We start from the raw sequence: 13428 nt of genomic DNA on the forward strand, positions 1-13428 counted from the left end.
GCCAGTGATGTGTCAGGCGGCCTCATCAAACCACGGGCCGAACGGATCCGGCAGCCATTGCCAGCCCTCTTCACCCATCGCCATTTCATCATCGGTCAGCAAGCAATCGTCGAGCTCGGCAGTGAGTTGCGCAAAATCGATGTTCTGGCCGATGAACACCAGTTCCTGACGGCAGTCACCGGTGACGGCGGCCCAGTTTTTCATGATGAAGGCGGTGCTTTCTTCGTCTTGCGGCCACTGATTCTTCGGCACAAAACGCCACCAGCGCCCGGCATACCCATGCCGCATCAACCCACCGGCCTGGGACCAGCTACCGGCGTCCATGTGTTTGCTCGCCAGCCAGAAAAAGCCTTTGGAACGCAGCAACCTGCCATTGAGCCAAGGGCGGTCGATGAAGCTGAAGAAGCGCTGCGGATGAAAGGGACGACGCGCGCGATAGGCGCCGGAAGCAATGCCGTACTCCTCGGTTTCCGGTATGTGTTCGCCGCGCAGCTCCTGCAACCATCCCGGCGCCTGCGCAGCTTTCTCGAAGTTGAAGCGGCCGGTATTGAGAATTTTCTCCAACGGCACTTCGCCCATGACCATCGGGATGATTTCAGCCTGTGCATTGAGTCGTTCGAGGATTGCCATCAGCTCCTGGCGTTCACGGCTGCTGATCAAATCGATTTTGCTGATCAGGATCACGTCGGCGAATTCGATCTGCTCGATCAACAGATCGGTAATTGAGCGCTCATCCTCTTCGCCCAGGGTTTCACCTCGGGAAGCAAGGCTTTCGGCGGCCTGATAATCGAGCAGGAAATTCACGCCATCGACCACCGTCACCAGGGTGTCGAGCCTGGCGATGTCGCTGAGGCTCTGGCCGTTTTCATCGCGGAAAGTGAAGGTTTCCGCCACGGGCAGTGGCTCGGAAATACCCGTGGATTCGATCAATAGATAATCAAAACGACCGTCCCGGGCGAGCTGACTCACCTCCTCCAGCAGATCTTCGCGCAGGGTGCAGCAAATGCAGCCGTTGCTCATTTCCACGAGTTTTTCTTCTGCACGATTGAGGCTGACATCGCGTTGGACTTCGCTGCCGTCGATGTTGATTTCACTCATATCGTTGACGATGACAGCAACCCGCAGATTACTTCTATTACGTAGTACGTAATTCAAAAGTGTACTCTTTCCAGCCCCTAAAAAGCCCGACAGAACGGTAACGGGGAGACGATTGGGCATCAGATATTCCTCACAGGGTGCCCGGTCAAATCGTCGGGCTTGATTAGATGTTATAGTATAACAATACAACCAAGCCACTCCCTGTTGCCCACAACGACAAAGGGAACGATGCTGGAAGCCGTCTCCTGTTGGTGAGAAATGCTATGCGTTATCCCCTGAAATTCGTGCTACTGGGCGTTTCACTGCTGGTTGCAGTGGATGCCAGCGCGCAGATCCCGACTCTGGCCAATTGCACCCGCAGCGCCAACCTGCTGGCCTGCGTGGATGGCGAAGGCAATGCCTACAGCGTCAATACCGCGGGCAGCACGATGTATTTGCGAGGCTTCGAAGCAGCTGGAAAGCGTTTCTGGGCACAGACCAACAGCCGCTATGGCCAACTGACGTTTTTCACCGGAATCGCCTCTGACGGTGAAGCGTGGGTCGGTTACAACCGGCGCGTTGGCTGGACCACGATCAATCGGTTTTCCAGCTCCGGTGGCAGTAGCGGCAAATTTACCTGTAACCGGATTGCCGGCTGTTAACCCCGCTGGCCAGATCAACTAAAGAAGGACCTCACCCTGGCTGATTAAAGCCTGCTCAAGAAAAAAGCGTCGTTGATTTTATTGTTATAGTATAACATATTAAATCAACTCCCTCGATGGACCTGCTCATGAATGCGCTAACTCTGCCGGATGTTGCCTCGCAGGCCTCAAGCCAAGCCTTGCCACTGGAGTGGGTTGGCATGTGCGGCATTGCTCTTCCTGTTTTGTTTGACAGCACACGACTGACTGCAACAGTCGACGCCGGGGTAAGTCTCGATAACGGCGAGGCACGCGGTATTCATATGTCGCGACTCTATCTGGCGTTGGAATTACTCGAGCAGCAGCCCCTTTCGCCCGATCTGCTCCGGCGAGTTCTGTTGAGTTTCCTGAGCAGCCATGAGGGGCTGTCAAACAACGCGTACCTGAACATTCACACGGATTTTCTGCTGAATAGACCCGCAATGATCAGTCCCTTGGCCGGCTGGAAAACCTATCCCGTCAGCATCGAGGCCAGTTTGAAAAACGCGATGTTCCACGTGGAACTAAAAACAGAGGTGTCTTATTCCTCTACGTGCCCCTGTTCAGCGGCGCTTTCACGACAACTGATCCAACAGCAATTTGTCGATGATTTCGCCAACAGAACTCTCCAGCACGCCGACGTGTTGGCCTGGCTCGGCTCCTCCAGAGGCATCGTTGCGACACCGCACAGTCAGCGCAGCACCGCGCAGTTACGCCTGAGCCTGGATGACTATCTGGATGCCCTGCCGCTGATCGCTCTGATCAATGACGCCGAAGCCGCCCTCGGTACTGCGGTGCAAACGGCGGTGAAACGCGCTGACGAACAAGCCTTCGCATTGGCCAATGGCCAGAACCTGATGTTCTGCGAAGACGCCGCACGACGCTTGAACCTGGCCCTGAAACGCTCACCCGGCATCAACGGTTTTCACATACGTGTCGTTCATGCCGAAAGCCTCCACGCCCATGACGCCGTCGCCGAAAGTCGCTGGAACTGGGAGGCCGCATGATCCGTTGTCGGGCGTTACGGCCACCGACGTCGCCGTGCCGATCCCCCGGATGCGGCACGACAAAGGTCTACATGACAACGACCTGGGTTTGCCTCTAATGTTGATGCGCTAGCGTGTGTGATCGAAGCACCCGAGAACAATAACCATGATCCAGATCACCCTGCCCGATGGTTCATTGCGTGAGTACGACCAGCCGCTGTCCGTACATGAAGTTGCCGCGAGTATTGGCCCCGGGCTGGCCAACGCAGCGGTAGCGGGTCGGGTGGATGGCGAACTGGTGGACTGTGAATTCATGATCAGGACCAATGCCCGGATCAGCATCGTGACGCCGCAGGAACCCGACGGGCTGGAGATCCTCCGTCGCTCCTGCTCGCTGATGCTGGCGATGGCGGTCAAGCAACTCCATGCCCATGCCCAATTGCGAACGGGCTCGGCATTGGGTGACGGGTTCTATTGCGAGTTTGCTGTCGAGCGCCCTCTGACGACGACAGACCTGCCACTGATCGAAGCACGGATGCAATCGCTGGCGGCCACCAACCATTCGATCCGTCGCAGCTCGACGCCCTCTCCATCGGCACCACCCGAGTCTCTGTCACTGTACCGCCTCGGTGACACCGAATATTTGACGACGGGTCCGCATGTTCCCACCACCAGGGTATTGCAGGCATTTGCCCTCGATCACGTCAGCGGGACCTTGCAGCAACGCATCTACGGCACATGCTGGTCCAGCCACCAGGAGCTGCAGCAGTGGCGCCTGCCGCCCCTCGTAGTGGTCGTGAGCATGGATGATCGTCAGACAAGCTATGCACACGCGGTCACTGAGCGCCTGCGCCGCAGTGGCGTGCGAGCCCTTGCTGATCTGCGAAACGAGAAAGTCCACTGTAAGATTCGCCATCACAGCCAGACAGTGCCGTACCTGGTGGTAGTCGGAGAGAAGGAACAGGCTGGCGACTTTGTCAGTGTTCGCGGTCGCAGCGGGGAAGATTTCGGCAGGATGGGGGTTGAGGCGATGTGTGAGTGGTTGGGTCAGTCCTGGATGGCGGGTGTCTGAACAGACGCCTTCGCGGGCCGGCTCCGCTCCTGCAGGACTATAGCAATCCATAGGAGCGAGGCTTGCCCGCGAAGCTTTTAAGCTCTTGGCTTAACGGTACCGCAATCCTGCCCCAGCCACACGGCGCGACTCTCGAGGCTACCCTTTTGCTGAATGCCAGTGGCATTGAACGTGCCGTTGACCTTGGTGGTGAACTCACGGTCACTGAGGAAGGTGGCCACCCCCGCACCCTGCGCTTTCGGGCAACTGAAGCGGAATTTCCACTGGTTGCCGGTTCGGTCGGTAATTTGCTGCTTGCAGCCGGATTGCGGGTCAGTCAGCGGGATGTCGTCGGTCTTGACCTGCTCCGGCGTCAGGCACGCGCGAATCCCTTTGCCACCCATGGTGATGCCCTGTTTTTCCAGCTGCGCACGCTGTTCAGGGGTCATCTGGCTTTGTAGCTGCCCGAGGATCAGTTGCAGATCCGGCATATTCTGGTCATCGACCTTCATGTTGCTGGTGGTCAATTCCCACAAACCTGGTTGCAGCATCTGCGCCTGAGCGGCCACAGGAAGTGCCAAACCCAACGTAATGGCCAAACCCAGCAGACGAACATTCATCGTGTAACTCCTGATCAGTAGTGGCCGTTAGACGTCAGCCACCGGCTTCGGTTCATGGGCCAATTAAATAGCGACATTCTGCCCGGAACATGGTCTGTTAGGCATTGAATCTTCAGGAGCAAGGCTGCCCCCATGGATTATTTTGGCCCCCATATCTTTGGCTACACAGTCGCATTGCTGCACTCCTTGGGTACGATCGCAGCGATCCATGCCGTATTGACCGTTCGAACCGCCCAAGGCTCGATCGCCTGGGCCTTGTCACTGGTCTTCATGCCCTACCTGACACTCATCCCCTATCTGGTATTCGGTCGGAGCACCTTCGACGGTTACATCAAGGCGCGACGCCAGGCGAACGAAGAAATGCGCAAGGCCATCTCCGAGCTGAACTGGCGGCCCTGGGTCGAAGAAGCGCTCACCGCCCGCGCTTCCAGTGCCTATGCATCGCTGCGGGCAATGCCGAAACTGGGTCGCATGCCCTGCCTGGCAAACAACGAAGTGAAATTGCTGATCAATGGCCGCGCCACCTTCGATGCGATCTTCAACGCCATCCGCCAGGCCAAAGAAGCGGTGCTGATCCAGTTTTTCATCATTCATGACGACCGTCTGGGCCAGCGCCTGCATAACCTGCTGCTGGAGAAAGCCGCCGAAGGCGTGGCGGTCTATCTGCTGTATGACCGGATCGGCAGCCACTCTCTGCCCCACCAGTACGTGCAGGCGTTGCGCGATGGCGGCGTCGAGGTCAAGGCTTTCGCAACCCGTAGCGGTTGGCTCAACCGCTTTCAGGTCAATTTCCGCAACCATCGCAAGATCGTGGTGGTCGATGGCATTCTCGGCTTTGTCGGTGGGCACAATGTAGGCGACGAATACATGGGCGAGAAACCGCCCCTGGCGCCCTGGCGCGATACCCATGTGCAAGTACGCGGGCCAGTGGTGGCCTGCATGCAGGAATCCTTCGCCGAAGACTGGTTCTGGGCGGCCCGTAAGTTGCCCCCCATGATTCTGCCGCAGGTGTATCCGGACGACGGCGTACTGTGCCAAATGCTCGCCAGCGGACCGGCGGACTCCTACGAGACCTGCTCGCTGTTCTTTGTCGAAGCCATCCACGCGGCGACCGAGCGGGTCTGGATCACCAGCCCGTACTTCATTCCTGATGAGGCGGTTTTCGCCGCCTTGCGCCTGGCGGTGTTGCGGGGTGTCGATGTACGGATTCTCCTGCCATCACGGCCCGATCATCGTATCGTCTACGCGGCCTCGAGCCTGTATGCCTTTGAAGCGGTGCGCGCGGGCGTGCGGGTGTTCCGCTACGAGCCCGGTTTCCTGCATCAGAAGGTGGTATTGATCGACACCGAAATCAGCGCTATTGGCAGTGCCAACATGGACAACCGTTCGTTCCGGTTGAATTTCGAAGTGATGTTGCTGACCGTCGACAGCGTGTTTGCCGGCAAGGTGGAGCAGATGCTCAACGATGACTTCGCCCAGGCTCACGAAATCGCTAAAGAAGAAGGCCGGGAAACCGCACGCCTGCGACAGCTTGGCATGCGGATCGCCCGGCTCATTTCGCCGATACTTTAAGGGTTGTAAATGTCGTCCCGTGTCCACGGCAGTTCATGGCTGCCATCGGGGTGCGCCTTGACCGCCAGGATCTGGTGCAGGTTGATCCAGCCCCTGGCGAACGCATAGGCGCAGCCCGCCAGGTACAGGCGCCAGATCCGCAACGCTTGTTCCGGCACCAGTTTCGCGGCGGCCTCGAGGTTGTCTTCCAGGCGCTCGCTCCAGTGATCCAGAGTGCGAGCATAGTGCAGGCGCAGGCTCTCGACATCGACGATTTCAAGCCCTGCTTCGCTGATCTCGGCAGAGATCATGGACAGGTGCGGCAACTCGCCGTTGGGGAACACATACGTCTCGATGAATTCACCCGCACCGCGCCCCACCGGACGGCCATCGGTGTACTTGGCGGTGATCCCGTGGTTCATCACCAGGCCGCCCTCTTTCACCGCACCGAACAGGGTTTTGCAGTACTCGGCCAAGTTTGCATGACCGACGTGTTCGAACATGCCGACACTCACAACCTTATCGAAACGGCCATCCTGAGGCAGGTCACGGTAGTCGAGCAACTGCAGCTCGATCATGTCTTCCAGACCTTCTTCCTTCACCCGTTCCCTCGCCAGGGCAAGCTGCTCTTTACTGAGGGTAATGCCAAATACCTTCGCGCCGAACTCACGGGCCGCATACCGCGCCAACCCGCCCCAACCGCAGCCAACATCCAGCAAATACTCGCCAGGTTGCAGGCGCAACTTGCGGCATAGATGACGGAACTTGGCTTGCTGGGCCTGCTCCAGGGTTTCGCTGCCGGTCTCGAAATAAGCGCAGGAATAAGCCATGTCGCTGTCGAGCCATAGCTGATAGAAGGCGTTGGAAAGGTCGTAGTGATACGAGATCGCTTTGGCGTCTGTTTCCTTGTCATGCGCGGTGCGGATCGTCTCACCACCATCGTCTTCGTCCACCAGTGCCTGGCTCCATTCATCGCAGACGCGGATCACGTCGCTGATGGAACCTTCCAGCTCAAGTTTTCCTTCGACAAACGCCGCCCCGAGCGCATTGAGGCTGGGTTTGGTGAGCTGGGTAACCATTTTCGGGTCCTTGACCACAATCGTGACGCTGGGCGTCGGCCCCAGATTGAATTCATGGCCGTCCCAGAGTCGCAGGCGTAGCGGTAACTGCAGATTCTGTAAGGCCGGTGGAAGTTGCGCGAGCATGGATAATCCCCCTTGTTTCAGACGTCTGCTGAGAGGTTAGACCATCCTTGAAAAATAGCTTCCTACCGATTTAATAGCGGATTTCCATGAAGTTATCGCACCGGAAAATCGCCGTGAATTCACAGAAATGATCGCTCTTACCCTAAATGACTACAGATTCGACGCACAGTTCTGTAAACCTTCTACCCATCCCTTTGTAGGAGCGAGCTTGCTCGCGAAGAACTCCAGAGCGCCGCGTATAGCCAGAAAACACGCGTAATCGTTAACGACCATCGCGAGCAGAGCTCGCTCCTACAAAGGATCGTCCTTGAGTTTCAGTAGTGGCTCCTGAAACCGCAGCAACCGCCCGGCATTACCCAATACCAATAACGTGCTGAGGTTGTGCAGCAACGCTGCAATCATTGCCCCGGCCGCGCCAAGCCAGCCGAACGCGGCGAAGGCCACGATGGCCAGGGTCCAGCCCAGACCAATGATCACATTGACCTGCAAGGTTTGCCGGCACTGGCGACTCAAGCGCACACAGGTCCCCAGGCGGCGCAAGTCGCTGCCGATCAACACGATGTCGGCCGAAGCCAGGGCGATATCCGCGCCACCCGCGCCCATGGCCACGCCGACCACACCGGCCTTTAGGGCCAACGAATCGTTGATGCCGTCCCCCACCACCATAGGCCGAAAACCATTACCGATTTCTTTCAACACACGGTTGAGTTTGTCCTCGGGCAACGCCTGCGCTTCGACATCGCTGATACCCACGTCCCGCGCCAACGTATGCGCGACACTTTGTCGGTCACCGGTGAGCAACAGTTGCCGGCCCAATCCAAGGTCGCGCAACTCGTTCAGGGCAAACCGCGCTTCGGGTTTCACACTGTCGGCCAGCAGCAGCCAGGCGAGGAATTCACCATTGAGTGCCAGCCCGGCAATCGGCCCGTCGTGGTCGGGCACGGCTGAAACGGGAATATCCAACTGGGCGAACAATTCCGGTCTTCCGAGCGCCGCTTCACCCTGCTCCGTCATGGCCACCACCCCTAACCCCTGACGTTCATGAATATCCGTGAGCAACAGAAAATGCTCCTGCGTCACCAGCCCCGCCAGCGCCCGGCTCACCGGGTGGCTGCTGGCCGAACCGAGGCTGGCGGCGAGTTTCAGGACATGGCTTCGATCCTCCAGCGGGCTGTCGATGGATTGCAGGCGCAAGGTGCCAAAGGTCAGAGTCCCGGTCTTGTCGACCACCAGCGAAGTCAGGTCTGCCAGCTCCTCAAGAAACGCCGAGCTGCGAATCAGAATGCCGTGTCGCGCCGCCACCGCCACCCCCGCGATCGCTGTCGCCGGTGCCGACAACACCAGCGCACACGGACAGGCTGCCACCAGTACGGCGAGCATCGCCTGGGCATTGTTGGTGATGAACCAGGTCACTGACGCCAGCAACAACACCAGCACCATGTAGCTGCCGGCGTAACGCTCCAGCAGCCGTGTGATCGGTGGCTTGGAACGTTCGGCGTTTTGCATCAGAGCGATGACTTTGCCGAGGGTCGACTCGTGGCCGGTACGGGTTACTTCAATGCGCAGCAGGCCGTCGAGGTTGATTGCGCCACCGAACACCGGCATACCGACGCCCGCCTCTATCGGCACCGACTCGCCGGTGATGGACGCGGTGTCGAGACTCGCCTGGCCGGACAGCACCCGCCCATCCGCCGGTACTCGATCGCCAGCGCGCACCTCCACCCGATCACCTGCCTTGAGCGTACCGTTGTCGACTTCGACGATGGACCCGTCGGCCTGAATCTTTCGTGCATGGCTGCGCGTCAGCTTGCCGAGGGCGTGAATGGCTTCTTGCGAACCGATCACACTGCGCTCTTCCAGTACGTGGCCAAAGATCATGATGATCGGCAACAAGGCGGCCGTCAGCAGATCGCCGGTCGCCCAGGCACCGAGCATGGCCAGGGCGATCAACTGATCGGTGATGCCGTGAAGACTCGGGTAACGCAGGCTGTACCAGGCCGAACGCATAACCGGCACGGCCACCAGCACGGAAGCAAAACCGAGCAGCAATTGGCTGATACCGGTCTGCTCGGGCGATAACCAGCGCCAGACAAGACCCAGCGCGAGCAAGCCGAGTGCGAGCATGGCCAGGGTCAATTGGCGGGCGGCGCTGCGTTGTTCGGCCGAGGACAACATGCTCCGTGCAGCGGCAGTTTGCGCAGTCATTGGGCAGCTCCCTGAATGATCAGGCGGGAATCGTCTTTGGGATCAACCGTGGTCACCGAGCCAGCCTGGCCGAGAATTTTCGGCATCCGCTCGCGGTAGATCCGCAGCAACATTTGTGGGTCGGTGCCCTGTTGTTGTGCCTTGGCCAGGCTCAACACCGTGGCGGTATCAGCCGAGGCTTTGGCCAACCGTTCGCTGGCCTGGGCATGGGCAACTTGCAGCGCACGGTCGGCTTGTTCGTTGGCGCCCTGGGTCAGTTTCTCGGCGTCGGTACGCGCGTTGGCCACGGCTTTGTCGGCTTGCTGGCTGGCCGTCAGCACGGCATTAAAGGCGTTCACCGCCGGGCCGGGCAAACTCGATTGCACATCGACCCGCGCCACTTCAATCCCCAGGCCCTGCCCGGTTGTGGTCAATTCGGCCAAGCGTTGATTGATGCCTTGCACCAGGTCGCCACGCAAGCGCTCACGTCTTTCGGCGGCCTGACTATCAGCGCCAATCAACTCCGGTCGTGCAACCAGAATGGTGTCCAGATCTCGTGCCGCCGTCAGAGCCACAGCGCTACGGGTGACGAGCCGATCCAGTGCCGGCAGCACGTGTTCGCCTTGCACCACGAAAGCATAAGGGTCAGTGACTTTGTAGAAAACACGAACATCGAGTTGCACCACCCCGGCATCGCCGGTCAGCAAATAGCCGGAACCCGCCAGTGCATCACTGATCGGCATGGCGAAACTGGCGACTCGATCGGCCTGTATGGCGGCACCACCGCGCAGCAGATTTTCCACCCGACGCTCAATCACTCGATCCGCCGCCGGCAACAAAATGACCTGTTCAAACGGTCGCGGCCAAGCCAACAACAACCCGGCATTCTGGATGCGATTCAGTGCACCGAAATGCAAAACCACCGCACGGTCCTGCGGATCAATCTGCCGTACATTGGAGAATGCCCACGCCAAGGCGGCCAATACCGTCACTGCGTATAACGCGAGAAATGCCAAGCGCCCGGCCTGAATCCAGGGACTACTCAACTCATTTGTTCCACGTGGAACCCAACTCATGGTTGCGATCCGGATTTGTTATCGAGGTTTGGCGGACCGTCAACCAACACCCGAAATGGCGCTGCATCGGTGCGCAGAATCAGCTTGGTTCCTGGCGTGACCACAGTGCCCAGGGTGTCGAGTGAACGAAGCAAGTTGTACAGCTGCGGCGAACCGGCGTAGGCGCGTCCATAAATTTCCGCGGCTTCGACGCGCGATTGCGCTTCGATACCCGCAGCTTTCACCGTGGCATCGGCCTGCACGATTCGCGCATCACGCTCGGCGGCGGAACGAATTTGCGCGGCTTCACGCTTGCCGATGGCGGTACGTTCGGTGGCAATGGTTTCACGCTCGGCACGCATGCGATCGACCGTCGCGGTGAGGGTGACCGATGGCAAGGTCAGACGCTCGATGCCGACTTGCAATACGCGCACGCCATAAGTGGCGAGCAACTGCTGATCGATTTGCTGGCGCAACTGCGCTTCGAAATCGGCGATGTGCACCTGACTGGCATCGGTGTTTACCAGGTTGGCCAGATCGAAACTGCTGGCTGTGGTTTCCAGCGCAGAGCCGACAAAAGTGCGAATCTGCCGCGCCGCTTCATCCGGCTGATTTTGCACAGCGCGCATGAAGCGCTGCACATTGTCCGGGTCACCCTGCACCTGCCAGGCCACATACGCTTGAACGATGATGCGCAAACCGTCCCGCGTACCCACGTCCTGCAAACCGCTGGATGTGGTGCGTAGCCGCAGATCGACCGGGATCGCCGCTTCGAACGGCGCAGGCCAACGCCAGCCAAGCCCTGGCTCCAGCAAGACCCGCGACGGGTTGCCGAAACGAGTAATGACCGTGGCTTCCCCCGAGCGCACCTGTACCAGGCTCGCCGCTGCCACCGCGAACGCCACCAGCAAAACCGCCCACCCCATGCGCCGCCAGGGAAACGGGCCGGCTTCCTGAGGATCGCCATGATGGTGATGATGATGGTGACCGTGGTGATGATGCCCGCCATGGCCGTGATCGTGGCCGGCGTGATCATCGTGATCGTGAGTGTGAGACTGGCTCAATTGGCAGCTCCTGGCTGAGCGGTTTGACGCGACGGCGCAGGATCAGCCGGCAACGTGAATGTACGCAGGTCGATGGTCGGCGCATTGTTGCTACCACCCAGACGATGATCGAGCACCAGCAACCTGGCATTGGCCAGGCCCTGGGAAAGTTGACTGAGGTATTGCTCCAACACAAAGGCCTGACCGGCACTGGTGTAAGCTTTTCTCTCGGCGGTGAATTTGAGGTCGGCTGCTTGCGCAACCGCATTGATTTCACGGGCGCTGGCCGTTGCTTGATCGCGGGCGATGCTGGCCTGCAACTGCGCCTGGTTGGTCGCCTCGGCGGCCGCTCCGCGTTCGCGGGCGATCAACGCCTGCACACCAATCTGCGCCGCTTGCACACCGTGATAGGCATTGGCGGCCCCGGCCGGTGGGTGAATCGCTTCGACCACCGTGGCGAGAATTTCCACACCGCTGTCGAGTTTCTGCAGATCCCCCTGCACTGCGCGGCCGATTTCTTCGGCAAGCCCTACCCGGTCTTCGCCGAGCAAACCGTCGAGGGTTCGCGAGGCGAAGTCGTGGACCAGAATCCTGCTGGCGGTGCTGCGAATCAGTGTCGGCACATCCGCGCTGTTGTAGGTTGCCGCCAGTGCCGCCTGATCGGTCAGGCCGATGCGATAGACGAAGCGCACGTCCATGTTGACGATCTGAAAGCTTTGCTTGTCGGCACGGCTGCTGGCGATCACCTGGGATTTGTCGTTCACATGGCTCGCGTCCCACAACCGATTGGCCGTGATCGGCGCCGGACCTTCGGCAGGGTCGACCTGCACGGGGGCCGAGGTTTCGCCAACGCTGGTGGCCAACTCGTGAACCACGCCGTTCTCGACACTCAACACCCGACCCAGCGGCCAGGGTAAACCGGCGTGCAAACCGGGACCGAACACCGTCACCGGTTTGCCGAAACGCTCGTAAATGCCCCGCCCTTGCAGCGGTATTTCATGGAGGCCGGTGAGTAACCAACCCACGAGTACAACAACGGCCAGCACCGGCAAAAATGCCCGACGCATGTAAGTAAAAGCCCAGATCTGCCGCAGGTCGATGCCGAAGCGGTTGTGCAATTCGTGCTGCAACGCCAGCAACGGCTGTGGTGGCCAGCGCAGCATGTCGGCGACAAAACTGCGCGCCAGCAGTACCGGTTCAAGTTGTTCGCGACGGGGACTGAACAATGACAGCACGGCGCGCAACAACAACTCCACCGCGACCAGCCCCGGCAGGAGGCCGATCAGTACCGCCAGACGCACTGGCCAGATCGAGGTTTCATTGCCGAACAACAGGCACAACGCACCGAGCACCAGGCTGATGATTGTGACGCGTGCCAGTTGCGACAATGCCCCGGCTTCTGGCCACTGCGCAGGATTTTCCTGGGCCAGTTGACGCTCCAGCACCAGCAAACCGAAAGCCAGCAACAACGCCAGCGCCGCGCCGACCGTGGCCGACAAGCCCAACGCGGCGGGTGGCAGGCCAAGGTTCCAGACCTGTTCGATGCAAAGCAGCGCCAACAATGCCCAACCGCCGAGCCACAGTGTCGGTGCACCGATCTGCTTGAGGGTGGTGAACCAGCGCTTGCCTATGCGCTCCAGCAGCCTTTCGTACCAGCCAACCGGAGATTCGATTTCTTCAACTACAACCGCCGGCATGACCGGATTCAGCGCCCGCGCTCGCCATTGCGTCACCCACCAGGCCGATTGCAAACCAGCAACCAATACGAGCAACGCAGCGCTTTGATTGAACAGCAACGCCGGCCAAAGAGATTGCGACGCAAACAGCCCCACAAAGAAACCCAGCACCAGCCCCATCGCCGCCAACGCGCCGAAGCCAATAGCGAACTGACGCAATCGCCGCCCTTGAAAAACCGCCTGTTGGAAGCGCGGCAGCCCGGCTATCTGCGCCTCCTCCACATCGAGATCGACTTGCAT

General features: G+C 59.5%; 11 protein-coding genes. 4 read left to right on the plus strand and 7 right to left on the minus strand.

Annotation, left to right across the window (positions count from 1 at the left end; genetic code table 11):
- Positions 1–12 precede the first annotated feature (12 nt).
- A complete protein-coding gene (gene zigA, locus LAB08_RS30005; RefSeq protein ID WP_096514153.1) occupies positions 13–1218 on the minus strand; it encodes a zinc metallochaperone GTPase ZigA in 1206 nt (401 codons plus the stop codon).
- A 143-nt stretch (positions 1219–1361) separates the two neighbouring features.
- Between zigA and LAB08_RS30010 the strand changes: the two genes are divergently transcribed.
- The 3 genes from LAB08_RS30010 (at position 1362) to LAB08_RS30020 (ending at position 3815) form a co-directional block, all read left to right on the plus strand.
- Positions 1362–1739, plus strand: coding sequence for a glutamine synthetase (locus LAB08_RS30010; RefSeq protein WP_096514152.1), 378 nt, complete (start codon positions 1362–1364; stop codon positions 1737–1739).
- A gap of 128 nt (positions 1740–1867) precedes the next feature.
- The gene (gene folE2, locus LAB08_RS30015; RefSeq protein ID WP_096514151.1) at positions 1868–2764 is read left to right on the plus strand and encodes a GTP cyclohydrolase FolE2; all 897 of its coding nucleotides are present in this window, start codon (positions 1868–1870) and stop codon (positions 2762–2764) included.
- Between the two features lie 145 nt (positions 2765–2909).
- Positions 2910–3815: a His/Gly/Thr/Pro-type tRNA ligase C-terminal domain-containing protein gene (locus tag LAB08_RS30020; RefSeq protein ID WP_096514150.1), complete on the plus strand. Its 906-nt coding sequence runs from the start codon at positions 2910–2912 to the stop codon at positions 3813–3815.
- 77 nt (positions 3816–3892) lie between these two features.
- Here LAB08_RS30020 and LAB08_RS30025 read toward each other — a convergent pair whose 3' ends face one another.
- Entirely contained in the window at positions 3893–4414 is a 522-nt protein-coding gene (locus LAB08_RS30025) for a DUF3617 domain-containing protein (RefSeq protein ID WP_096514149.1), read from the minus strand.
- A 132-nt stretch (positions 4415–4546) separates the two neighbouring features.
- Here LAB08_RS30025 and cls point away from each other — a divergent pair, with 132 nt between their 5' ends.
- Positions 4547–5986, plus strand: coding sequence for a cardiolipin synthase (gene cls, locus LAB08_RS30030; RefSeq protein WP_096514148.1), 1440 nt, complete (start codon positions 4547–4549; stop codon positions 5984–5986).
- Here cls and cfaB read toward each other — a convergent pair.
- From cfaB to hflK (LAB08_RS30055), 5 genes are all read right to left on the minus strand, one after another.
- Positions 5983–7170, minus strand: coding sequence for a C17 cyclopropane fatty acid synthase CfaB (gene cfaB / locus LAB08_RS30035; RefSeq protein WP_096514147.1), 1188 nt, complete (start codon positions 7168–7170; stop codon positions 5983–5985). The genes cls and cfaB overlap by 4 nt on opposite strands.
- Positions 7171–7461: 291 nt before the next feature.
- Positions 7462–9375, minus strand: coding sequence for a cation-translocating P-type ATPase (locus tag LAB08_RS30040; protein ID WP_096514146.1), 1914 nt, complete (start codon positions 9373–9375; stop codon positions 7462–7464).
- Positions 9372–10430 carry a protease modulator HflK gene (gene hflK, locus LAB08_RS30045; RefSeq protein ID WP_096514145.1) on the minus strand — a complete coding sequence of 353 codons (1059 nt, stop codon included), beginning with the start codon at positions 10428–10430 and terminating at the stop codon, positions 9372–9374. The genes LAB08_RS30040 and hflK (LAB08_RS30045) overlap by 4 nt, the downstream gene beginning before the upstream one ends.
- The gene (hflC, locus tag LAB08_RS30050) at positions 10427–11473 is read right to left on the minus strand and encodes a protease modulator HflC (protein ID WP_096514144.1); all 1047 of its coding nucleotides are present in this window, start codon (positions 11471–11473) and stop codon (positions 10427–10429) included. The genes hflK (LAB08_RS30045) and hflC overlap by 4 nt, the downstream gene beginning before the upstream one ends.
- Positions 11470–13428 (minus strand): protease modulator HflK, encoded by a 1959-nt coding sequence (gene hflK, locus LAB08_RS30055; protein WP_096514143.1) that lies wholly within the window; start codon positions 13426–13428, stop codon positions 11470–11472. Before hflK (LAB08_RS30055) ends, hflC begins: the two co-directional genes overlap by 4 nt.

The organism is Pseudomonas izuensis (assembly GCF_002356535.2).
GTDB classification, from domain to species: domain Bacteria; phylum Pseudomonadota; class Gammaproteobacteria; order Pseudomonadales; family Pseudomonadaceae; genus Aquipseudomonas; species Aquipseudomonas izuensis.

Coding starts and splice junctions, on each gene's coding strand:
- LAB08_RS30020 (WP_096514150.1), top strand. CDS start 2,910: ATGATCCAGATCACCCTGCCCGATGGTTCATTGCGTGAGTACGACCAG.
- zigA (WP_096514153.1), bottom strand. CDS start 1,218: ATGCCCAATCGTCTCCCCGTTACCGTTCTGTCGGGCTTTTTAGGGGCT.
- LAB08_RS30040 (WP_096514146.1), bottom strand. CDS start 9,375: ATGACTGCGCAAACTGCCGCTGCACGGAGCATGTTGTCCTCGGCCGAA.
- hflK (WP_096514145.1), bottom strand. CDS start 10,430: ATGAGTTGGGTTCCACGTGGAACAAATGAGTTGAGTAGTCCCTGGATT.
- cls (WP_096514148.1), top strand. CDS start 4,547: ATGGATTATTTTGGCCCCCATATCTTTGGCTACACAGTCGCATTGCTG.
- folE2 (WP_096514151.1), top strand. CDS start 1,868: ATGAATGCGCTAACTCTGCCGGATGTTGCCTCGCAGGCCTCAAGCCAA.
- LAB08_RS30010 (WP_096514152.1), top strand. CDS start 1,362: ATGCGTTATCCCCTGAAATTCGTGCTACTGGGCGTTTCACTGCTGGTT.
- LAB08_RS30025 (WP_096514149.1), bottom strand. CDS start 4,414: ATGAATGTTCGTCTGCTGGGTTTGGCCATTACGTTGGGTTTGGCACTT.
- cfaB (WP_096514147.1), bottom strand. CDS start 7,170: ATGCTCGCGCAACTTCCACCGGCCTTACAGAATCTGCAGTTACCGCTA.
- hflK (WP_096514143.1), bottom strand. CDS start 13,428: ATGCAAGTCGATCTCGATGTGGAGGAGGCGCAGATAGCCGGGCTGCCG.